This window comes from Asanoa sp. NPDC050611 (assembly GCF_040654855.1).
GTDB lineage: Bacteria > Actinomycetota > Actinomycetes > Mycobacteriales > Micromonosporaceae > Asanoa.
This window is the reverse complement of sequence record NZ_JBFAIU010000109.1, coordinates 1-21,745: the sequence shown is the minus strand read 5'-3', so window position 1 is coordinate 21,745 and position 21,745 is coordinate 1. Positions and strand designations below refer to the sequence as shown.

Genomic DNA, 21,745 nt, shown 5'->3' with positions numbered 1-21,745 from the left:
CCCAGCTCCACCGACCACGCCCACGGGTTGACCGCCGTTCGTTCCATTGCCACAGCTCCATCCGACTCGTCGATACGCGATCAGCCTCCCGGGAAGCCTCGCGGTCGTCACCGCCGAAGGACTGGCGGATCTGCCAGCTGGTCGCGGGATTCATCCGGCTAGGTTGGCACACATGCGCTTGTGCATCTTCACCGAACCCCAACACGGTGCCAGCTACGCCGACCAGGTCAGGGCCGCCCGGACCACGGAGGCGGCGGGCTTCGAGGGGTATTTCCGCTCGGACCACTACCTGACCATGGGCAGCTTCGACGGCCTGCCCGGGCCGACCGACTCGTGGGTCACGCTGGCCGGTCTCGCCCTGGAAACCTCGACCGTCCGGCTGGGAACGCTGGTCACGTCGGCCACGTTCCGCCACCCGGGCCCGCTGGCGATCAGCGTGGCGCAGGTCGACGAGATGAGCGGGGGCCGGATCGAGCTCGGCCTGGGCGCGGGCTGGTACGACGAGGAGCACCAGGCCTACGCGATCCCGTTCCCGCCGGTGCGCGAGCGGTTCGACCGGCTCACCGAGCAGCTCGAGATCATCACGGGCCTGTGGGAGGTGCCGCTCGGGGAGCGCTTCAACTACACGGGCAAGCACTACAGCGTGGTCGACTCGCCCGGCCTGCCGAAGCCGGCGCAGTCGCCGCGCCCGCCGATCATCATGGGCGGCGCGGGACCGAAGCGGACTCCGGCGCTGGCGGCGCGCTTCGCGGACGAGTTCAACGTGCCGTTCCGGTCGGCGGCCGAGGTGTCGCGGATCTACCGGGTGGTCGACGACGCCTGCGTCGTGGCGGGCCGCAACGACCTGCCGACGAAGTCCGCGGCCGTGACCGTCGTGAGTGGACGGACGGACGCGGAGGTACGCACCCGCTGGGGCGGCGAGGTCCTGGACACGGACTCGGGCGAGGGCGCGGTGATCGGCACGCCGAACAAGATCGTGAACGACCTCGGCGCGTACGTGGAAGCCGGCGCGACCCGGCTCTTCCTGCAGTTGCGGGATCTGCGCGACATCGAGCTGATCGAGCTGATCGCGGCGGAGATCGCACCTCAGCTCGGCTGATCCGTACCGCCGGCGCCGCCTGGGGGTTCGGGGTGGGCGGCGTCGGCGTCGCCTAAGGCTTGGGCGCGGCCTGGTCCGGATCGGTCGCTGGTACAGGGGTCCGCGGCGGGTCCAGGACCGTGGCCTCGCGCGATGTCTCGGATGTGCCCGGGTCCGCTGGGTCGTGCTCTGCGGGCGTCGTCGTTGGGTCCTCGGTCTCGGCTGTGGTCCGCGGCGCGTCCGAGGCCGTTGCCGCGCGCGGCTTCCCGGATGCGTAGAGGTCCACGGATTCGTGCCCCGCGGGCGTCATCGCTGGTTGCTCGGTCTGGGAAGTGTCCGCGGCCGCAGGTGGCTCCGGCGCGCCGAATCCGCTAGCGAGCGACGACGCGCCCGCCGATTCGTTGGCCGGCTCGGGTTGCCGCGCGCCGGCGGCGGGTGCGTTGGGCAGGACGATGTCGCGGACCGTCAGGTAGACCGCGTGCACGGCCAGGACCCGCTCCACCTCGTCGAGGATCGGGGCGAAGAACTGGTGTCGCTGTTCCGCGTCGGTCATCGAGTTGACGGCGAAGTACATGCTGCCGAACCCCGCCAGCACCGCCGCGTTCTTCAGCAACGCCACGGGGACCGTGCCCAGCATCGCTGGATCCTCGCCGATCCACTGTTTCGCCGTCTCGGGCGTCACCACGATCACGCCGAGCAGCACGAAGAAGCCGAACAGACCGAGGCCCACCACGGCCGCCTGGACGAGTTGGCGGGTGGCCAGGATGACCAGCAGGTTCGTGATCTGGCCGCTGGTCAGCCGGACCGGTGCGAGCGGCCCCTCCGGCGCCACGTGGTCCATGTCCACCATGGACAGCGGCGTGCGCTTGCAGGCGTCGCTCAGCCGATCCGGGCGCAGGTCACGTTCGACCCGGCCGATCTCGTCGCGCAGCCGGCCGGCGCTGGCCAGGATCGTCACCGCCGCGAACAATGCCAGCACCCAGCCGACCCGGTCCCAGCCGAGCCGGTGCATCGCCTGCCACAGCTCACCCGTGAAGAAGAAGAACAACGTGACGAACAGCAGCATCGGCAACGCGCGCCCCTGCAGCCGCAGGCTGTTGCGCATGTCGTCGATGACGTGCCGGACGGCGCTGCGGAGCAGGGGCAGCAGGCCGTAGGTGACCGCGAGGTACCCGGCGGCCGTGGCGGCCACCGCCGCCAGCAGGTAGGTGGTGACCCCGTCGCCGGACCAGCCCTTGCCGAGCGCGGTCAGCGGCACCGCGGCCAGCAGCAGGGCGTACCCCGCCAGCAGGATCCAGGCCGTGACCAGCGAGAACCGCGGCATCCGGCGGCCCCAGGCGGTCAGCACGGGCCAGGCCGCGAGCCCGAGGACGACGGCGCCGAGCCCGGTCAGGTCGCGGGCGCGGTCGCTGGCCCCCGCGGCCTGGGCGCCGAACCAGGCGAGATCGACGACGGCCACCACGGCCAGGTAGGGCACCATGCGCGGGAGCACGTGCCGGCGGAAGTCGTATCCGGCGATCATCTGTGGCACGCCACGCCGGACGAACCAGCGCTCGGTCTGCCGGACGAGGGCGCGGGAGGCGGTGAGCGGCACGCTCTGATGGTGCCAGTCGAGCGGCCCGCGCGCGCGTACCGCACGTTCGTGTGGTGGAGGCCGGGCCGCGGGGTGGAGTAGCTTGAGCCGCGTGGAGCACGCGCACGTGATCGACGACGTGGCCGAGGTCCTCGCGACCGAAGACGAGATCGCCGCCCGGGTTGCGGAGCTGGCGGCCAGGATCGAAGCGGACTACGCGGGCCGCGACCTGCTCGTGGTGGGCGTGCTCAACGGGGCGGCCACCGTGACGGTCGACCTGGCCCGGGCGCTGCACCGGCACGTGGAGATCACCTGGATGGGCATCACGTCGTACGGCGCCGGCCAGGGCGGCTCGGGCGCGGTGCGGCTCCGCAAGGACATCGACGTCGACGTGGCGGGCCGCGAGGTCCTGATCGTCGACGGCGTGATCGACACGGGCCTGACCGCCGCCTGGCTGATGACCAACCTGCGCGCCCGTGGCCCGGCGTCACTGGAGTTCTGCGGCCTGTTCCGCAAGCCCGGCGCCCAGAGCATCGATATCCGATATGTCGGTTTCGACGTCCCGGCCGGCGTCGTCGTCGGCTACGGCCTGGACTACCAGGGCCGCTACCGCAACCTGCGCTGCTGCGCCCGCCTGGCCCCGCACGTCTACGAGCCGTCAGCAGCCGTCGCCAGCGGCGCACAGGCGCTGGGCGGCCCGCTCGCCGAGTAGCCGCACCAGTTCGGGCGCGTCCTCCTCCACCATGACGGTGGTGATCCGGTCGCCGACCCGGACCACGGCGATCACGACCGTGCCGTCGGCGAGCCGGACGCCGTCGTCGTCGCGGGTCTCGTACCGCTGGCGCACGAGCCGGGCCTGGTCACCGGCGAAATCCTTGGCGAGCACGGCGTACGACGTGGTCGTGGTGCCAGGCCGCTCCGCGGAGGTGGCGTCGCCACCGACGACGTCCCAACGCGCGCAGGCCGCGGTGACCCGGTCGACGTCGTCGAGCACCGCGGCGGCGGCACCGGGCGGCATCCGCCGACCGTCGACGAAGACCGTCGGCGCCCCGCTCTTCTCGAGGTTCGCGTGCCGGAACCAGAGATAGGAACGAAACGCGCTGACCTGGAGGCTGTCGTAAGCGGGGCAGTCGGGCCGCTCGAACGTCCACGCCGGATAGCTGCCGGGGGAGTAGCCGTGCTGGTTGGTGAGCCGGTAGCCGGAACCGACGTCGGCGGGCTGCGGCAGGGCGGCGACGGGAAAGAGCCGCGACCCGTCGCCGGTCTCGTCCAGCGCGCCGGCCGGCGGGCTGCTCGGCGACGCCGTCGTCTCGGGCGCCGGCGGCCCGGCCGGGGTGGAGCGCGGCCCAGTGGCCAGCCACCCGGCACCGGCGGCGATCACCAGCACGGCGACCGCGGCCATCACCACCGACCGCCGCCGCACCCGCTCGCGCCCGCGCCGCCGGATCCGATCGGGCTCGTCCCAACTGACGTCGGGCAACTCGTGGTCGAGCCGCCCGGCAAGCTCGTCGATGTCAGCCACGGCGTACCTCCGTCAGGTTGTCGTCGCCCAGAATCCGCGCCAGCGCGACCCGCCCCCGCGAGAGCCGGGCCTTGACGGTCCCGACGGCCACATCGGTCTCGACCGCGATGTCGGCGACGCTCAGCCCGAGCACGTAGTGCAAGGCGAGCGTGGTCCGCATGCTCGCCGGGAGCTGGCGCAACGCGTCGACGAGCGCCACGGTGTCGGGCGTCGGCCCGTCGACCGGCGGCGGCGCACCGTGCCGGGCATAGGCCCGCGCCCGGCTGCGCCGCCCGCGCCAGCGACTGATCGCGATCCGCCCGGCGACGACCCGCACCCAGGCCTCGGGATCGGGGTAGCGCCCGACGGTCGCCCACCGCTGCCAGGCCCGCACGAACGCCTCCTGCACGACGTCCTGCGCCTCGACGACATCGCCGGTCAGCGCGTAGACGTAACCGAGCATCCGCCGCCGACCACCGCGGTAGAACGCGTCGAACCCCTCCTCGCGCCCGTCGCCCATCCACCCCTCCGCCCAAGCCGATGCGGGATATACGCCCCCGGGGCACGGAAGGTTGCATGTGAATCGGCGTGGATCGCCCGGACGTGTTCGGCCGGCCGCTCGGCGGCGCCAGAGGGCTGTCCTGGCCGCGACGCCGATGTCGTTGCCGCCGCGGCGGCAGGGTGATAGTCCGTTCAGCGCCCGCGGCGGCAGGCTGGCGGCCTACTGCCGATCAGCCGCGTAGTCGTAGGCCTCGTGGTGTCGCGCGGAAGCCGGCCGAGGTCAGCGCGTCCCGCAGCGGCGACGCGTAGACCCCCTCGCCGTCCGCGCGTTCGACCGACAGCGCCCCCAACGCTCCCGTGTGGACCGCGTCCGCCAAGGCCTTGGCCGCCGCGGCCAACGCGTCGCCGTCGTCCGTGAAGGACAGGAGCGTGCGCCCGCCGCGTTCGACGTAGAGGGTCAGTTCGCCGCCCACCACGACCACCAGCGCACCTGCCTTGCGCCCCGCCCGGTGGCCCGTCGACGGGCCTGGCTGGCCCTCGCCCGTGTCGACCGCGCGGTCCGGCCACGGTAGTGCCGCGCCGTAGGGGTTGGCCGGGTCCGTGGCCGCCAGGACCAGGGCGAAACCACCGCGTGAGCGGCCGCGGCCCGGTGGCTCCTCGACCGCCTCCACGCGGTCGGCGCGGTCCGCGATCGCGCGCAGCCGCTCCACCGCGCCCGGCACCGCGAACTGGGCCGCGCCCAGGCCCTCGACGAAGTAGCCGCGGCGGGCCGCGCCGCGTTCCTCCATCGCCGCCAGCACCGGGTAGACCGCCGCGAAGCCGCCGGTCACGTTTTCGGCCGCCGCCACGCCGCGGGTGACCACCCCGTGGCGCTCCAGGAGCACGTCGGCCGTCGCCGCGGCGCGCTTCGTCGGGTCGGTGTCGCGGGCCGGGAGGCGGGACCAGCGGCCCGCCACCGTGGGTGGCCCCGTGCGGCTCGGCATCGTCGGGCGGCCCGGACGCCGGTAGCGGGTGCGTGGCGTGCCCGGGCGCGCCCGGTGGGCGCCGCCGCCGCTGAGGACCGCGCGCAGCGGTGCCAGGGTGTCGTTGGTGAGGTGGCCCGCCCAGACCAGGTCCCACACCGCCCCGACGAGCTCGGCGTCGTCGGTCGAGCCCACCCGGTCGGCCAGGGTCCGGAAGAACAGGGCCTGGCCGTCGGACAGGGCGTCGAGGACCGCCGTGTGCACCGGGGTCAGGGTCAGCGCCTCGTCGGGGACCGGGAGCAGCAGCGGCGCGGAGTCGGCGTAGGCCAGCGTGACCCAGCCGTCGCCGCCCGAGATGGCGCCGTTGCCGGCCCAGACCACCTCGCCGCTCGCGCACAGCTCGTCGAGGTAGCCCGGCTGGTAGTCGGCCGCCCGGGCCGGCAGCACCAGGCGCTCCAGGGCCGAGGCCGGCACCGGGAGGCCCTGCAGCTGCTCGATCGCGGCCTCGACCGCCTCGACGCCGCGGGCCGAGGAGCCGACCTGTTGCCAGCGCGGCAGGAACGTGGCCAGCACCCGGGGCGGCACCGGCTCGATCTCGCGGCGCAGCGCGGCCAGCGACCGGCGGCGCAGCATCCGCAGGACCTCGGCGTCGCACCACTCGTTGCCGGCACCGCCCGGCGAAAACTCGCCGGAGACGACCCGGCCGGTCGCGGCCAGGCGGCGCAGCGACTGCTCGACCACGTAGACGCCCAGGCCGAAGCGGGCCGCGCAGGTGGTCGCCGCGATCGGCCCGTGCGTGCGGGCGTAGCGGGCCACCAGGTCGCCGAGCGGGTCGGCGACCGGCTCCAGGTGCGCCGACGCGATGCCGACCGGCAGGGCGACACCCAGGGCGTCGCGCATGCGGCCCGCGTCGTCGATGCCGATGAACCGCTCCTCGCCGGCGATCCGCACGAGCACCGCGCGCCGGGCGGCGACCAGCTCCTCGGCCCAGGCGACCGAAGCGCCACGCTGGGCCAGGTCGGACGGTGACAGGTCGCCGAGCAGGCGGAGCAGCTCGGCCACGTCTTCCGCGTCGCGCGGCTGCCGCTCCGGGGTCAGCCACTGCAGCTGGCGCTCGGTCTCGGCGACCACCGCCGGCTCCAGCAGCTCGCGCAGGTCGACCCGGCCGAGCAACTCGCCCAGCAGCGCCGAGTCGAGGGCGAGCGCGGCCGCCCGGCGCTCGGCCAACGGCGCGTCGCCCTCGTAGAGGAACGCGCCACGTAGCCGAACAGCAGCGACCGGGCGAACGGCGACGGCCGCTGGGTCTCGACCTCGACCAGGCGCACCTTGCGGGCCCCGAGGTCGCGCATGAGCCCGGTCAGCCCGGGCACGTCGAAGACGTCCTGGAGGCACTCGCGGGCGGCCTCCAGGGTGATCGGGAAGTCGCCGTATTCGCGGGCCACGTCGAGCAGCTGCGCCGAGCGCTGCCGCTGCTGCCACAGCGGCTGCCGGCGGCGCGGGTCGCGGCGGGGCAGCAGCAGGGCGCGGGCCGCGCACTCGCGGAACCGGGCCGCGAACAGCGCCGATCCGCCCACCGCCTCCTCGACGATCTGGGTGATCTCGTCGGGGTCGAACGTCACGATGTCGGCGCCCGGCGGCTCGTCAGCGGTGTCGGGCAGGCGCACCACGATGCCGTCGTCGGACGGCATCACCTGCGCGTCGACGCCGTAGCGCTCGGCCAGCCGCTGCCCGACCGCCAGCGCCCATGGGCCGTTGACCCGGGCGCCGAGGACACAGTGGACGGCCATCCGCCAGTCGCCCAGCTCGTCGCGGAACCGCTCGACCACCACCGTGTGGTCGTCGGGCAACGAGCGGGTCGCCTCGCGCTGCTCGCGCAGGTAGGCCATGAGGTTGCCGGCGGCCCAGTCGTCGAGCCCGCCCGCCTTCAGCACCGCGGCCGCGGCCTCGTCGTCCTGCTTGACCAGCGTGCGTAGCCGGGCGCCGATCGCGCGGCCCAGCTCGACCGGCCGCCCGAGCTGGTCGCCCTTCCAGAACGGCATGCGGGCCGGCTGCCCGGGCGCGGGGGAGACCAGCACCCGGTCGGGCGTGATGTCCTCGATGCGCCACGACGTCGAGCCGAGCAGGAAGACGTCGCCCACGCGGGACTCGTAGACCATCTCCTCGTCGAGCTCGCCGACCCGGGCGGCGCGCTCGGCCCCGGCCAGGAACACGCCGAACAGGCCACGGTCGGGGATCGTGCCGCCACTGGTCACCGCCAGCCGCTGTGCGCCGGGGCGGCCCGTGAGCTGGTCGGTCGCGCGGTCCCAGACGAGCCGCGGGCGCAGCTCGGCGAACGCGGTCGACGGGTAGCGGCCCGACAGCATGTCGAGCACCGCGTGCAGCGCGGAGTCGGGCAGCTCGGCGAACGGCGCCGCCCGGCGGACCAGCACCGCGAGGTCGCCGACCGACCACGGGTCGAGCGCCACCATCGCGACGATCTGCTGCGCGAGCACGTCGAGCGGGTTGCGCGGGTAACGCAGCTCCTCGATCGCGCCCTCGCCCATCCGCTCGGCGACGACCGCGCAGGAGACCAGGTCACCGCGGTGCTTGGGGAAGACCACCCCGCGGGAGACGGCGCCGACCTGGTGGCCGGCCCGACCGACCCGCTGCAGGCCCGCGGCCACCGACGGCGGCGCCTCGATCTGGATCACCAGGTCGACGGCGCCCATGTCGATGCCCAGCTCGAGGCTGGAGGTGGCCACGACAGCGGGCAGAATGCCCGACTTCAACGCCTCTTCGGTGTTCTTCCGCTCTTCGCGCGACACGCTGCCGTGGTGGGCGCGCGCGATCACCGGCGCCGCCCCCGCCGCCGCGCCCGACTGCGCCATGATCTCGGCGGGCAGCCGCGCCGAACCGCCCGCGGCGATTTCCTCGACCGCCTCCTCGGCCAGCTCGTTGAGGCGGGCACAGAGCCGCTCGGCGCTGCGTCTGGAGTTGGTGAAGACGATCGTCGACCGGTGCCGGGTGATCAGGTCGTAGACCCGCTCCTCGACCGCCGGCCAGATCGACGCGCGCCGGGGCGTGCCTAGCTCGTCGCCACCACCGGGCTCCTCGACCTCGTCGAGCCGCGTCATGTCTTCGACCGGGACCTGGACGCTGACCTCGATCGTCTTCGGCGTCACCGGCCGCACGACGTCGACCTGCTGCGCACCGCCGAGGAACTGCGCGACCTCCGACACGGGCCGCACGGTCGCGGACAGCCCGATCCGCTGCGCCGGCTTGGGCAGCAGCTCGTCGAGCCGCTCCAGGGAAAGCGCCAGGTGAGCGCCGCGCTTGGTGGCGGCCACCGCGTGCACCTCGTCGATGATCACGGTCTCGATGCCCCGCAGCGAGTCGCGCGCGGCCGACGTGAGCAGCAGGAACAGCGACTCGGGCGTGGTGATCAGGATGTCGGGCGGCGTGCGGGCGAAGGTCCGCCGCTCGTCGGCGGGCGTGTCGCCGGTGCGCATGCCGACGGTGATGTCGGGCGGCGGCAGGCCGAGCCGCCCGGCCGCGTGCCGGATGCCGGTCAGCGGCGCGCGCAGGTTGCGCTCGACGTCGACGGCCAGCGCCTTGAGGGGGCTGACGTAGAGGACCCGGCACCGCTGCTTGCGGTCGGCGGGCAGCGGCTCGCGGGCCAGCTTGTCGAGCGACCAGAGGAAGGCGGCGAGGGTCTTGCCGGACCCGGTGGGCGCCACGACCAGGGCGTTGCGCCCGGCACCCACCGCCTTCCAGGCACCAGCCTGGGCATCGGTGGGCGCGGCGAAGGCGGCGGCGAACCACTCTTTGGTCGCCGGCGAGAACTGCTCCATCACGTCCACGCCAACAATCGTGCACGCTCGGTGTGACAGTTTCTAAAACCCCAGGACGAACCGGACATACAGGCAGTTTCTTGTCCCGGGTTCGCCGTGGGCGCGACCGTCGCTCCCGCCGGACACCGCTCGCTCCGCGTCACTGCCAGGTCCGCCGCGGGTCGCGCTCCTCTTGATCAGGCCCACCTCGACCGGTCCCGCAGGCCAACCGGCGGCGACGCGAGCAGCGAGCCGCGGCCCCGGCGGACCCGGCCGGGCCGGGTGCCAGGTCCGCCGTCGGTCGGGGTTCGGTTGATCAGCCTCGGCTCAGGCGGTCGCGGAGGGCGACCGAGGCGGCCGGCCAGTCTTCCGCGAGCATCGCGAACTGGACCGTGTCGCGCCACGACCCGTCCGGGCGGATGCGGTGGTGCCGCAGCAGCGCCTCGCGGGTGGCGCCGAGGCGGGCGACCGCCGCCTGCGAGCGGTCGTTGCGGATGTCCGTGTGCCAGACCACCCGCTCGGCACCCAGCGTCTCGAACGCCCGCGTCAGCAGCATCAGCTTGGCCTCCGTGTTGATGCCCGTCCGCCACGAGGCGCGGCCCAGGAACGTGTGCCCGATCGCCAGCGACCGCCGCGCCGGCTCCACCTCGTAGTACGACGTCGTGCCGACGATCTCGCCCGTCGTCGCCGAGCGCTGCACCCACGGCACCCGCTCACCGCGGTGCCACGCGGCCAGTGCGTCCGACACGATCATCGCCATCTCGTCGCGGTCCCGCGGCTGCGCCGTCGACAGGTGCCGCCACACCTCCGTGTCGGCGGTCGCCTTCAGCAGCTCGTCCACATGCGACAGGTCCAGCGGTTCGAGCACCACGTGCGACCCGGCCATCGCCGCCGGGTCGAACCAGGGTGAGACCGCCGGACGCAGGTAGGACGGCAGGGCCACCGCGACGCCCGCGTCCGGCTCCGGAACGCCGGGCGTCAGCCGCATCGGCAGGACCCCGGCCCAGGCGGGCAGGCCCAGGTCGTACTCCTCCTCGGAGACCCCGCCGGTGCGCGCCCGGGCGGAGACCTCGCGCAGCGGCAACGCCAGCACCGAGGTCTCGGCCAGTTCCTTCCTCGACGGCGGCCGGGTCTCGGCGGCGCGCCCGGCGCCGACCTTCTCCACCAGCGCGGTCAGCGCCGCCCGCTTCGTGGCCTCGTCGGTGACCAGCGTCGCCACCCCGTGCGCGACCACGGACCGGTAGTTGGCGCTGTGGTGGAACTGCGAGCGCGCCAGCACCAGCCCGTCGAGCAGCGTGACCGTGACGCACACCCGCAGCCCGTCGCCACGCGCCGCGAGCAGGGGACGGCTGCCGGTCGAGCCGTGCAGGAACAGCGTGTCGCCCACCCGCACGTGCAGCGTCGGCAGCACCCGCGGCTCGCCGTCGACCACGAACGCCAGCGCGCAGTGGTATGCCTCGTCGAGGACGGAATGCACGATCTCCGCGTCGTACGCCATCCGGTCGCGGGTCCGCGTGGCGATGGTCCGATCCGTCGGCGCGTACATGTTGCCTCCCCGGCTTTTGTTCTAGTACATTCCTAGAACTGTGACAGCACATTATCAGATCGTCGGAGCCACGGCGGCGGAGATTTCGGCGAGCATCGAGACCGGCGTACGCACGGGCGCGCTCGCACCCGGCACCCCGCTCCCACCGGTCCGCGGCCTGGCCGACGGCCTCGGTGTCAGCGCCGGCACCGTCGCCAAGGCCTACCAGCTGCTGCGCACCCGCGGGGTGATCGAGACCGCCGGCCGCAACGGCACGCGGATCCGCCCCCGCCCACCGGTCACCGGCGGCCGCGCCGCGCTCGTCGTGCCACCCCCGACCGGCACGCTTGACCTGCTCACCGGCGAGCCCGACCTGCGCCTGCTGCCCCACCTCGGCACCCAGATCGCCCGGCTGGCCGGCACCGACCCCGTCGGCTACAGCCACGCCGGCGTGCTGCCGGAGCTCGCCGAGGCCGCCGCCGCCCGCTTCGCCGAGGACGGCGTCGACGCGACCCACCTGACCCTGACCAGCGGCGCCCTCGGCGGCATCGACCGGCTGCTGGCCGCGCACCTGCGCCCCGGCGACAAGGTGGCGGTCGAGGACCCGGGGTGGGCCGCCGTGATCGACCTGGTCGCCGCGCTCGGCCTGGAGATCGTCGGCGTCCCGGTCGACGACGACGGCCCCACCCCGGCCGGCACGGAGCTTGCGCTCGCGGCCGGCGCCCGCGCGTTCATCGTGACCAGCCGCGCGCACAACCCGACCGGCGCCGCGATCGGCCGGCGCCGCGCCGCCGACCTCCGCCGTGTCCTCGCCGACCATCCGGAGGTGCTGCTGATCGAGGACGACCACTCGGCCGAGCTGTCCACCGTGCCCCTGCACACGCTGGCCAGGTCGACCCGGAGCTGGGCGTTCCTGCGGTCGGTGAGCAAGCCCTACGGCCCGGACCTGCGGCTGGCCGTGCTGGCCGGCGACGCGGCCACGATCGCCCGGGTCGCCGGCCGGATGCGGGTCGGCTCCGGCTGGGTCTCGACGCTGCTGCAGCGGGTGGTCGTCGGTCTCTGGGCGGACCCGGCGGTGGCGGAGACGGTGGCGACCGCGCGGGAGAGCTACGAGCGGCGGCGCACCGCGCTGCGGGCCGCGCTCGACGCCCACGGCGTCGCCAGCCAGGGCCGCACCGGGATCAACGTCTGGGTGCCGGTCGGTGACGAGACCTCGGTGGTCACGACGCTGCGCGACGAGGGCTACGCGGTCGCGCCCGGCTCTCTCTACCGGATCGGCGCGCCGGCCGGCATCCGGATCACGATCAGCCGCCTGGCCGAGGACGGCATCGAGCCGCTGGCCGCCGCGGTGGCCCGGGCCGTGCGCGGCGCACCGCCACGGGCGTTCAGCGCGTAGCCCAGCCGGCGGCCCCGCCCGGCGTAGCCCGCAGAAGAACGGGTAGAAAGTCCCAATGGCGCCGACGGAATCCGCACCCGGGGCGGAACGGTTCATTCCGGGCGAGGCACACAGCCTCGACGACCTCAAGGAGGCCGCGCCGGGCTGCCGCGGCTGCGAGCTCTACGCGGACGCGACCCAGGTGGTCTTCGGCCGTGGCGCGGCGCACGCGAAGATCGTGATGGTCGGTGAGCAGCCGGGCGACATCGAGGACCAGAAGGGCCTGCCGTTCGTCGGCCCGGCCGGCCACCTGCTGCGGCGCGCGGTCGACGCGGCCGGCATCGACCCCGGGACCCTCTACATCACCAACGCCGTCAAGCACTTCCGCTTCGTCCAAAGAGGAAAGCGACGGATCCACCAGACCCCCGAGCAGCAGCACATCACGGCCTGCCGCCCCTGGCTCGTGTCGGAGTTCGCGTTGCTGCGTCCCGAGGTCGTCGTCGTGCTCGGCGCGACGGCCGCCAAGGCCCTGCTCGGCCCGTCCTTCCGGGTGACCCGCCAGCGCGGCGAGGTGCTGCCCTGGCCGGACGCGGCCCAGCACCCCGACGACTTCCGGGTCGCCCCGATCGAGGGCGGCGTCGAGGTGCCGCCGGGCAAGCTCGTCGCCACCATCCACCCGTCCGCCGTGCTGCGCGCCGACGACCAGGACGGCGCGTTCAACGGACTGGTGGACGACCTGAAGGTGGTGGCGTCAGTGGTGTCCGGTCGATGAGGGCCCGACCCATCGCGTACGCCCCGAGCAGGTCGTCACCCGCATAGGCCACGCCGGCCAGGTGCGCCAGGTGCGCGTCGGCGTTGACGGCGACCGTGTTCGCGGTGCCCAGGTACGTGAACAGCGGAGCGTCCGAAAGGGAGTCTCCGTAGGCGACGCACCGCGACCGCGGCACCCCGTGCCGCACCAGCAGGGAGTCGACGATCCGGACCTTGTCGGCCGGCGCGAGGATGCCAGCCGGGTCGACCGGCGCCGAGAACGGCGGCGCCGGGAACCGGGACGCGACCACCTCGTCGACGCCCTCGTCGAGCAGCAGCCGCGCGAAGAAGTCCGGCGACATGGTGATCACGGCCGACCGCTCGCCGCGGGAGCGGATGTCGGCGCACACCTCGCGGATCCCGGACAGCCACGGGCTGCCCGCGTAGATGGTGGCGACGATGTCGAGCGTCAGCGACCGCCACAGCTCGCGCACGCCGCGCGCGAACCCGACCGTGTCGATCTGACCGGCCACGAACGCGGCCTCGAGCGCCGCCACCTGGGTGACGGTGCCGGTCGCCACGCCGATCTGGAGGCTCGCGGACGAGCCGCGCAGCAGCGTGCCGTCCATGTCGAACACGTGGAGGACGGTCACGACAGCAGTTCGCGGGCCGCGGCCAGGAAGCGGTCCTCGGCCGCCGCCGCGGCGGGGTCCGCGTCGCGCATCGTCGGGAAGTCGTGCAGGAGGCCGGGCTCCCGCCAGTGCCGCACGGGTACGCCCGCGTCGGCGAGCCGGGCCGCGTACGCCTCGCCCTCGTCGCGCAGCGGGTCGTGCTCCGCGGTGACGATCAGCGCCGGCGGCTGCCCGTGCACGTCGGCGACCAGCAGGTTGACCGCGGCCGACGAGCGCGTGGCGGCGTCGGGCAGCCACCAGCCGATCCACCGGCGCAGCACGGCCGGGTCGAGGAACGGGTTGTCGGCCTCGGACCGCACGCTCGCGGAGCTCAGCGTCGGGTCGGCGTTCGGGCAGATCAGCAGCTGCGCCACGAGGCCCGGCACGCGCAGGGCGACCAGCGCCGCGACCATCCCGCCGGACGAGTCCCCGGCCACGGCGAGCGGCGCGCCCGAGCCGGCCAGCGACGTCAGCACCGCCTCCGCGTCGTCGATCGCGGCCGGCCACGGGTGCTCCGGTGCCCGCCGGTAGTCGACCGCCACCACGCTCGCACCGGTCGCGTGGGCGAGCCGGCGCACCTGTGCGTCATGGGTGTCGAGATCGCCGACCACGAAGCCACCGCCGTGGAAGAACACGATCACGGGGGTCGCGTCCGGCTGGTAGACCCGGACCGGGACGCCCGCGATCCGGCTGTCCTCGGTGGGCATCGGCGGACCGGGCGTACGCGCGGCGGCGCGCTCACGCGCACCGGCCCGCAGCGCGGCGACCTCGTCCTCCATCAGGTCCACGATAGGTCAGCCGGCGGTGAAGTTGTCCGCCACCTCACGATCCAGCTCGAACAGCGCACGCTCCGCGACCTCGCCGAGCGGCCCGTCGCCGACGCCGTCAGCGGAGATCTCCAGCACGGCGACCGCACCGCCCGTCGGCTCGTCCTCGACCACCAACGCGGCCTGCCAGACGTCGTCCCGCCAGTTCGCGGCGAGCCCCGGTGCCGTCACCGCGCGCACGCGGTGCAACGGCTCGGGCAGCCACCCGGCCGACCGCGCCGGATCCGTCGCGGTGTTGTAGACGACCTCAGGCTCGGCCGACATGCCACGCTCCCGTCGGACTCCCACGACCCGCACCGTACCCGCCGGGCCGGCGCGCAAACGGTCAGGTCGCCTCCGCCGCCACCTCGCCGCTGCGCCGCAGGTGCTGCCACTTGAGCAAACCCCCGGTCAGCGCGGTCGCGGCGGCGTGCACCAGCACCAGGTACATCACCTGCCGGTAGACGAGCTGTTGCAACGGCAGCGCCCATAGCGGCCGCAGGGGTTCCTTGTCGAGGCGGAACGCGAGGATCGCGGTCACCACCTGGATCACCAGCACCGCGAGCCAGGCGACCAGCGCCTCGACCCGGTCCAGGAAGAACAGGCCGTACACGGCGAGGATGTCGAGCACCGGGGCGAGCAGCGGCAGGACGACCGAGAACAGCGCGATGAACGGCAGGCCGCGCCGGCCGAACCGGCCCGAGGGGCCCTTCTCGACGAGCGCGCGACGGTGCCGCCACATCGCCTGCATCGTGCCGTAGCTCCACCGGTAGCGCTGCCGCCAGAGCTGGCGCAGGGTGTTGGGCGCCTCCGTGCGGGCCACCGCCGACTCCTCGTAGACCACGCGCCAGCCCGCCCGGTGGATCGCCATCGTCAGGTCGGTGTCCTCGGCGAGGGTGGCCCGGCTGAGCCCGCCCGCGTCCTGGACGGCCTGGCGGCGGAAGCCGCCGAGCGCGCCGGGGATCGTCGGCATGCAGTGCAGGGTGTCGTAGAGCCGGCGGTCCAGGTTGAACCCGATCACGTACTCGATGTGCTGCCAGGTCCCGATGATCCGCCGCTTGTTGCCGACCTTGACGTTGCCCGCGACCGCGCCCACCTTGGGGTCGGCGAACGGCTGGACGAGCCGGTGGATCGCGTCCGGCGTGACCACGGTGTCGGCGTCGACCATCACGAGCAGGTTGTGCCGGGCCAGCGCGACGCCGGCGTTGAGCGCGGACGCCTTCCCGCCGCCGGGCACCCGCACCACCCGGACGTTGGGCAGCCCGAGCTCCTCGACCTCTTCGGCGGTGCCGTCGTCGGACTCGTCGTCGATGACCAGCACCTCGATGCCGGGATGCGTGCCCGTGGCCAGGCTGCGCACGGCTGCGGCGATGGTCTTCCGCTCGTTGTAGGCGGGCACGATCACGGTGACCGGCTCGTTGACCTCGGGCCCCCACGACCAGGTGCGGGCCCGGCGCCGTCTGGCGTGCCGGACGGCGAAACCGAAGAGCACGAGGGTACGGCCCAGCGTCAGGATGCCGACCAGCAGCAGGAGCACCCAGAGCAGCCGGCCGGTCCCGTCGGCCACCTTGACCGCCCAGACCAGCAGCCCGCCGCGGATCTGGTCGCCGCGGCTGGCCTGCCCGGCCGCGAGGTCGGGCGTGCTGGCGCCGAACGCGCCCTCGACCGTGGCGAACCGGTAGCCCCGCTGGCGCATCATCGGGATGAACTTGTCGAGCGCCGCCACGGTCTGCGACCGGTCGCCGCCCGCGTCGTGCAGGAGCACCACCGCGCCCCGGCCGTCCTCCGGCGTCGAGCTGCGCACGATCGCGTCGACACCCGGCCGGGCCCAGTCGCGGCTGTCGGTGTCGTCGAAGACCGAGACCATGTCCTGGTTGCCGGCCGCGCGGACCACCGACCAGTGCTTGTCGTCGAGCGAGTCGACCCCGCTGGAGTACGGCAGCCGCACGAGCGGCGTCGTCACGCCGGCGGCGTACGCGATGGCCGACCGGGTCTGGCTCAGCTCCAGCCGTTGCCGCCAGCCGGAGAGGCCGGCGAGGTCGGGGTGGGTGAACGTGTGCGCGCCGACCTCGTGCCCTTCGCGGACCATCCGGTCGACGAACTCGGGATGCCGGCTGGTCTGCGAGCCGATGACGAAGAACGTGGCGCGCACGCCGTGCTTGTGCAGCACGTCGAGCACCTGCGGCGTCCACAGTGGATCAGGGCCGTCGTCGAAGGTGAGCACGATCGTGCGGTCGGGCACCTTGTGGCTGGTGGCCCGGCCGTCGCGGGTGTCGACCACGGGACCGCCGTCGCGGACCGCCGCCGGCACCGAGCCCTGCGGGCCGATCGCGCCCTCGTTGTCGGGCGCGAACCGCGAGTTCGCGTACGCCCCGATGGCCAGCAGGTTGGCCAGCACCAGCGTGCCGATCCCGGCCAGGATCCAGCGGCGCCCCGAGAACCGCGACCGCCCGGGCTCGGGCACCACGATGTGCTGGGTGTCGCCGATCCGCTGGCCCCCGCGCCAGGTGCCCATCAGCCCACCCCGACCGCCTGGCTCAGCCAGAGCAGGGCGAGCAGCACCAGCACGAGCAGGAGGAGGGCGTAGACGGTCCGCCGCAGCCGGCGGCCCCGGCGGCCGCTGCGGTCGACGAAGATGGCCTGGGTGGCCTCGGGCAGGTGGATCCGCTGCGTGGCGACGTCGGGCTTGTCGGCCCGGCCCCGCGCGGCTGCCCGCGTGGTCGGTCGCGGAGCGTCCAGACGGATCTGGTCGGTGCTTCTCGCCCGACCCACGAATCGACGGGCCATGGGAAAAAGCGTAGGTTTCTCGCCGGGACTTTGCATGATCAACAACTCGTATGTCCGCAACCCGACGCGTACCCCCAGAAATCAGGTCGCGAGTGCCTCCGCGACCGCCCGGTCAAGGCCCAGTGCCGCACCTTGCCGGCGGGCCCGGTCGTAGGTGACGTTACCCAGCTTGCGGCGCAGCGAATCCGCGTCGGGACCGTCGTCCGGCCAGGGCAGCACGTATGCGCCGAGCCAGGTGGCGCCCGACGGGGTCTGCAGGGCCGCGGCCGCCGCGGTCAGCCGCACCGCCCGCTCCGGCTCGCCCTGTCGCGCGTCCAGATCGCCGAGCCCGGCGATGAACAGCGGCGCGCTGTTGGTGTCGCCCTTGCCGTAGGCCGCCGACAGCCCGTCGGCCAGGTAGTCGTGCGCCTCGGCGAAGTCGCCCCGGGCCATCGAGTTCAGCGCCAGGCTGTAGAGCGCGACCGAGGTGCCCAGCGAGTCGTCGACCTGCTGCGCCGCGACCAGCGCCGTGTGGAACTCGTCGGCCGCGGCGTCGTGGTCGTCCTCGAGCAGCGCGATCGTGCCCAGTCGGCTGTGGTAGATGCTGGCCTGCCAGTCGTCACCGATCTGCGCGGAGAGCCGGCTCGCCTCCTCGATCAGCGGCCGGGCGCGCTCGAAGTCGTGCTGGACGACCGCGAGATGGCCCAGCGGTCCGGCGGCGCGCGCGATGCCCTCCATGTCGCCGACCTCGCGCAGGATCAGCAGCGCCCGCTCCAGCCGGGGGCCGCCGCGGGCCAGGTCGCCGCTGGCCAGCGACATCGTCCCGGCCGACAGCAGCGCGCGCCCGTAGCCGCGGCGGGAGAGGTACTCGCTCATCTCGAAGATCCGGGTCAGATAGCGCAGCGCCTCGTCGATGTGGCCGTGCAGCCACCAGAACACCCAGATCGCCTCGGCCAGGCGCAGCGCGGACTCCGGGTCGTGGTGGTCGAGGAACCAGCCCATCGCCGCGGTCAGGTTGTCGTGCTCGGTCTCCAGCCGGTCGAGCAGCCCGGCTTCGGCGAGCCGGTTGAGGCCACGCTCCACGGACACGGCGAGGTTGAGGTAGTGCGCGGCGTGCGCCTGGTGCGCGGAGTCCCAGTCGGGACCGTCGCGGAGCTGGTCGAGGGCGAACTCGCGGATGCTGTCGAGCATCCGGAACCGCGGCTCGGCCGCCGGCTTGCTCACCTGCCGGACCAGGCTGCTCTGCACGAGCCCGTCCAGGGAGTCGACCACCTCGTCGACGTCGTCCGTGCCGCCGTCGCCGACCGCTTCCGCGGCGTCGAGCGTGAACCCACCGGTGAACACGGCGAGGCGGCGGAAGAGCCGGCGCTCGCTGAAGCTGAGCAGGTCGTAGCTCCAGCCGACGGTGTCGCGCAGCGTGCGCTGCCGGTCGGGCAGGTCGCGCGCGCCGCCGGTGAGCAGCTCGAGCGGCCGGCCGATCCGCTGCAGGATCGCCGCCGGCGGCAGCACGCGGATCTTCGCGGCCGCGAGCTCGATCGCCAGCGGCAGTCCCTCCAGCCGGCGGCAGATCTCCACGACCGCGGGCAGGTTGTCCTCGTTGAGGGTGAACGCGCCGGACGCCGCGCGGGCCCGGTCGACGAACAGCCGCACCGAGCCGTAGTGGCCGACCGCGTCGAGCGTGATGTCCCGGTCGGGGATCGCGAGCGGCTCCAGGGCGAACGCGTGCTCGCCGCTGATCCGGACCGGGGACCGGCTGGTCACCAGGGCGGTCACGCCCGCAGCGCCGGCGAGGACGTCGGCGAGCACGGGTGCGGCCTCGATCACGTGCTCGAAGTTGTCGACCACGAGCAACATCTGCCGTGTACGCAGGAACGCCACGATGTCGGCCAGCGGGCGCCAGGTGCTCGAGGTGCGCAGCCCGAGCGCGCGGGCGATCGCGTCGACGACGAGGTCGGGCGAGTTGACCGTGGACAGCTCGACGTAGCCGACCCCGTCGGGGAAGACCGGGCGGAGCCGCTCGGCGAGATCGGTGGCGAGCCGGGTCTTGCCGACCCCGCCCGGCCCGGTCAGTGTGACAAGGCGCACGTCCTCGTCGGTGAGCAGCTCGGTGAGGGCGGCGATCTCCAGGTCGCGGTCGAACATCTGGGTCCGCGCGACCGGAATCGCCGCGGGCGGCGCCGTCTCCGGCCCGACGCCGCTTTCCTGGAACCGCTCGGTGAGCAGCACCGCGATGTCGTGCTCGACGAGGCGGCGCAGCTCACGCGCGTCGCTGAAGCGGCGGAACGAGACGTCGGCGCTGGACTCGATGTCCTCGATCAGGGCGGCCAGCCGGGGGTCCCGCCGGGGCGCCGGCGTCTTCACGTAGATCAGCCGCGGCATGTCGGCGGCCAGGCGGTACTCGTCCTCGATGCCGGAAACCGAGGCGCCCGGCTCGATCCAGCCGTAGTCCTCGCCGTACACGCCGACGAAGACGTGGCTCTGGGCGATGTAGGCGCGGTAGACGTCGCGCGGCGCGTGCGGCCGGGCCCCTTGCTCGAACATCACCGGTGCGAGGTGGAGCCGGAGCACGGCCTCGCTGACGGCCTCCCGCTCGGTCGCGAGCTCGTCGAGCGTGGAGCTGACGAAGACCCGAAGTCGCTGATCCGGGGTGTGGATCGACAAGGGGTATCACTCCCTATTGGGGCATTTAACGTGAAACAGCCTAGCCCCGAGATGGCCGGATGCGGAGACCCGCGCTCCCTGGTTTCGCCGCCTCGGCTCCCTGGCGCCCGGCCGGGCCAGGGTGGGTCCCTGGCGGACGCTACGGCGGGCCGGTCCGGTCGCCGGGTGGCCGGAGAGACGAACGTGACAGGGGAGGCGTAAGCGGACACTGTCCACTCAGTCCCTTACGGTGCCGGCGCGCGGGCCGTTAGCCTGCCGGTCATGGACGTAACGGCCGTTCAGCGGCGCACTCTGCGACTGCTGTTCGGCACGCAGGTCCTGGCCGGCGTCGGCACCACGATCGGCATCGCGGTGGGCGCGCTGCTGGCCGCCCGGATCGGCGGCACCGCCGTCTCCGGCCTGGCGTCCAGCATGGTGGTCGTGGGCGCGGCGGCGTTGGCCCTGCCGATCAGCAAGATCATGACGGGGTACGGGCGACGCAGCGGCCTCGTCGCCGCGTACGCCGTCGGTCTCGTGGGTTCGCTCCTGGTCGTGCTGGCCACGGTCGTCGAGAGCCTGCCGCTGCTGCTGGTCGGCTTCGCCGGCTTCGGCGGCGGCTCGGCGGCCAACCTGCAGGCCCGCTACGCCGCGATCGACCTGGCCACGCCCGAGCGCCGGGCCCGCCAGCTCGCGGTGATCGTCTGGGCGACCACCCTCGGCGCGGTCGCGGCGCCGAACCTGACCTCGCTGGCCGACACCGCCGGGATCAACCTCGGACTGCCGGCCCTGGGCGGGCCGTTCGCGGCCAGCGCGGTGGCGTTCACGATCGCGGCGGTGCTGCTCTACGTGTTCCTGCGGCCGGACCCGCTGCTCACCGCCCGGGCCCTGGCGCCGCTGCCGGGCGACCCGCGGGCGGCGACGGCCCGCGACGGCTTCCGCGCGGTCTTCGGCAACGCGACGGCCCGCCTCGGCGTGTCCTCGGTCGCGGTCGGCCACCTGGTGATGGTCGGCGTGATGTCGATGACACCGGTGCACATCGACCTGGAGTCGGGCCACGGCGACGCCGACGTCCTGCGCATCGTGGGCGTCGTGCTCAGTGTGCACATCGTCGGGATGTACGCCTTCTCACCGGTGGTCGGCTGGCTCGCCGACCGCCTGGGCCGCCAGGCCCTGATCCTGGTGGGCGCCGGGGTCCTGGTCGCGGCGTGCGCGGTGGCGGGCTTCTCGGGCCATTCCACGGCGTGGCTGACCGTGGGCCTGTTCCTGCTGGGCCTGGGCTGGTCCGCGACGATGGTGGCGGGCTCGACCCTGCTGTCCGAGTCGGTGGGCGTCGACGTCCGGGCCGCGGCCCAGGGCTTGTCGGACACGCTGATGGGCGCGGCGGGCGCGGCCGCGGGCGCCTTGAGCGGCGTCGTGGTGGAACTGGCCGGCTATCCAGTCCTCACGCTGCTGGCGGCTACTGCCGTGGTCCCGCTCGTCGCGCTAGCGTTACGCCCGTTGCCCACCGGGCCGGCACCTTCTTCCTCCGGCCCGGTCGGGCAATCCTCGGGCGACCCCTCCGGCCCGGTCCCGGACCTGGGCTCGATCTCGAAACGCTGACTGCCGCGAACCCTGGACCGGCCCTACAGGCCTTGAGCCGAGCCCGCGCGGGCCCTCGCCCTGGCCGACTGCCGTTGCTCTGCTTGCATCGGCGGATCGCCGACTGCCGTTGCTCTGCTTGCATCGGCGGATCGCCGACTGCCGTTGCTGCTCGCCGAAACCGCCTCGGCCGCGCCCGCGCGGCGCCGC

General features: G+C 73.9%; 15 protein-coding genes and 1 pseudogene. 5 read left to right on the top strand and 11 right to left on the bottom strand.

The window, feature by feature from the left end:
- The first annotated feature begins 172 nt into the window (after window positions 1–172).
- Window positions 173–1,099, top strand: a complete 927-nt coding sequence (locus AB0H87_RS18665) for an LLM class F420-dependent oxidoreductase (protein ID WP_360146608.1) — start codon at window positions 173–175, stop codon at window positions 1,097–1,099.
- A 52-nt stretch (window positions 1,100–1,151) separates the two neighbouring features.
- Here the strand turns inward: AB0H87_RS18665 and AB0H87_RS18660 are convergent, their stop codons facing one another.
- Window positions 1,152–2,672, bottom strand: coding sequence for a hypothetical protein (locus AB0H87_RS18660; protein WP_360146605.1), 1,521 nt, complete (start codon window positions 2,670–2,672; stop codon window positions 1,152–1,154).
- Between the two features lie 91 nt (window positions 2,673–2,763).
- On the opposite strand from AB0H87_RS18660, the gene AB0H87_RS18655 reads away from it, so the two are divergent.
- Entirely contained in the window at window positions 2,764–3,363 is a 600-nt protein-coding gene (locus AB0H87_RS18655) for a phosphoribosyltransferase family protein (RefSeq protein WP_360146602.1), read from the top strand.
- On the opposite strand, the gene AB0H87_RS18650 is transcribed toward AB0H87_RS18655, so the two are convergent.
- From AB0H87_RS18650 to AB0H87_RS18635, 4 genes and pseudogenes are all read right to left on the bottom strand, one after another.
- On the bottom strand, window positions 3,310–4,173 hold the full coding sequence (locus AB0H87_RS18650) for a hypothetical protein (RefSeq protein WP_360146599.1): 864 nt from the start codon (window positions 4,171–4,173) through the stop codon (window positions 3,310–3,312). The two genes, AB0H87_RS18655 and AB0H87_RS18650, sit on opposite strands and share 54 nt — an antisense overlap.
- Entirely contained in the window at window positions 4,166–4,672 is a 507-nt protein-coding gene (locus AB0H87_RS18645; RefSeq protein ID WP_360146596.1) for a SigE family RNA polymerase sigma factor, read from the bottom strand. The genes AB0H87_RS18650 and AB0H87_RS18645 overlap by 8 nt, the downstream gene beginning before the upstream one ends.
- A gap of 211 nt (window positions 4,673–4,883) precedes the next feature.
- Window positions 4,884–9,445, bottom strand: a pseudogene (locus tag AB0H87_RS18640) (ATP-dependent helicase).
- Window positions 9,446–9,740: 295 nt separating this feature from the next.
- A complete protein-coding gene (locus AB0H87_RS18635; protein ID WP_360146593.1) occupies window positions 9,741–10,970 on the bottom strand; it encodes a bifunctional pyridoxamine 5'-phosphate oxidase family protein/GNAT family N-acetyltransferase in 1,230 nt (409 codons plus the stop codon).
- Window positions 10,971–11,010: 40 nt separating this feature from the next.
- On the opposite strand from AB0H87_RS18635, the gene AB0H87_RS18630 reads away from it, so the two are divergent.
- On the top strand, window positions 11,011–12,345 hold the full coding sequence (locus AB0H87_RS18630; protein ID WP_360146590.1) for an aminotransferase class I/II-fold pyridoxal phosphate-dependent enzyme: 1,335 nt from the start codon (window positions 11,011–11,013) through the stop codon (window positions 12,343–12,345).
- A gap of 55 nt (window positions 12,346–12,400) precedes the next feature.
- Window positions 12,401–13,096 carry a UdgX family uracil-DNA binding protein gene (locus AB0H87_RS18625; RefSeq protein WP_360146587.1) on the top strand — a complete coding sequence of 232 codons (696 nt, stop codon included), beginning with the start codon at window positions 12,401–12,403 and terminating at the stop codon, window positions 13,094–13,096.
- On the opposite strand, the gene AB0H87_RS18620 is transcribed toward AB0H87_RS18625, so the two are convergent.
- The 6 genes from AB0H87_RS18620 to AB0H87_RS18595 all read right to left on the bottom strand — a co-directional run bounded on the left by AB0H87_RS18620 (window position 13,041) and on the right by AB0H87_RS18595 (window position 19,978).
- Window positions 13,041–13,727, bottom strand: coding sequence for an HAD-IB family phosphatase (locus AB0H87_RS18620; RefSeq protein ID WP_360146584.1), 687 nt, complete (start codon window positions 13,725–13,727; stop codon window positions 13,041–13,043). The genes AB0H87_RS18625 and AB0H87_RS18620 overlap by 56 nt on opposite strands.
- A complete protein-coding gene (locus AB0H87_RS18615; RefSeq protein ID WP_360146582.1) occupies window positions 13,724–14,524 on the bottom strand; it encodes an alpha/beta hydrolase in 801 nt (266 codons plus the stop codon). Before AB0H87_RS18615 ends, AB0H87_RS18620 begins: the two co-directional genes overlap by 4 nt.
- 15 nt (window positions 14,525–14,539) lie before the next feature.
- Complete coding sequence (locus AB0H87_RS18610) at window positions 14,540–14,860, bottom strand: hypothetical protein (RefSeq protein WP_360146579.1); 321 nt, start codon at window positions 14,858–14,860, stop codon at window positions 14,540–14,542.
- A 37-nt stretch (window positions 14,861–14,897) separates the two neighbouring features.
- Window positions 14,898–17,066: a bifunctional polysaccharide deacetylase/glycosyltransferase family 2 protein gene (locus AB0H87_RS18605; RefSeq protein ID WP_360146576.1), complete on the bottom strand. Its 2,169-nt coding sequence runs from the start codon at window positions 17,064–17,066 to the stop codon at window positions 14,898–14,900.
- Window positions 17,066–17,338 carry a hypothetical protein gene (locus tag AB0H87_RS18600; protein ID WP_360146573.1) on the bottom strand — a complete coding sequence of 91 codons (273 nt, stop codon included), beginning with the start codon at window positions 17,336–17,338 and terminating at the stop codon, window positions 17,066–17,068. Before AB0H87_RS18600 ends, AB0H87_RS18605 begins: the two co-directional genes overlap by 1 nt.
- Before the next feature lie 81 nt (window positions 17,339–17,419).
- On the bottom strand, window positions 17,420–19,978 hold the full coding sequence (locus AB0H87_RS18595) for a DUF4062 domain-containing protein (RefSeq protein WP_360146570.1): 2,559 nt from the start codon (window positions 19,976–19,978) through the stop codon (window positions 17,420–17,422).
- Between the two features lie 261 nt (window positions 19,979–20,239).
- Between AB0H87_RS18595 and AB0H87_RS18590 the strand changes: the two genes are divergently transcribed.
- Window positions 20,240–21,556 carry an MFS transporter gene (locus AB0H87_RS18590; protein WP_360146567.1) on the top strand — a complete coding sequence of 439 codons (1,317 nt, stop codon included), beginning with the start codon at window positions 20,240–20,242 and terminating at the stop codon, window positions 21,554–21,556.
- The last annotated feature ends 189 nt before the right edge of the window (window positions 21,557–21,745 follow it).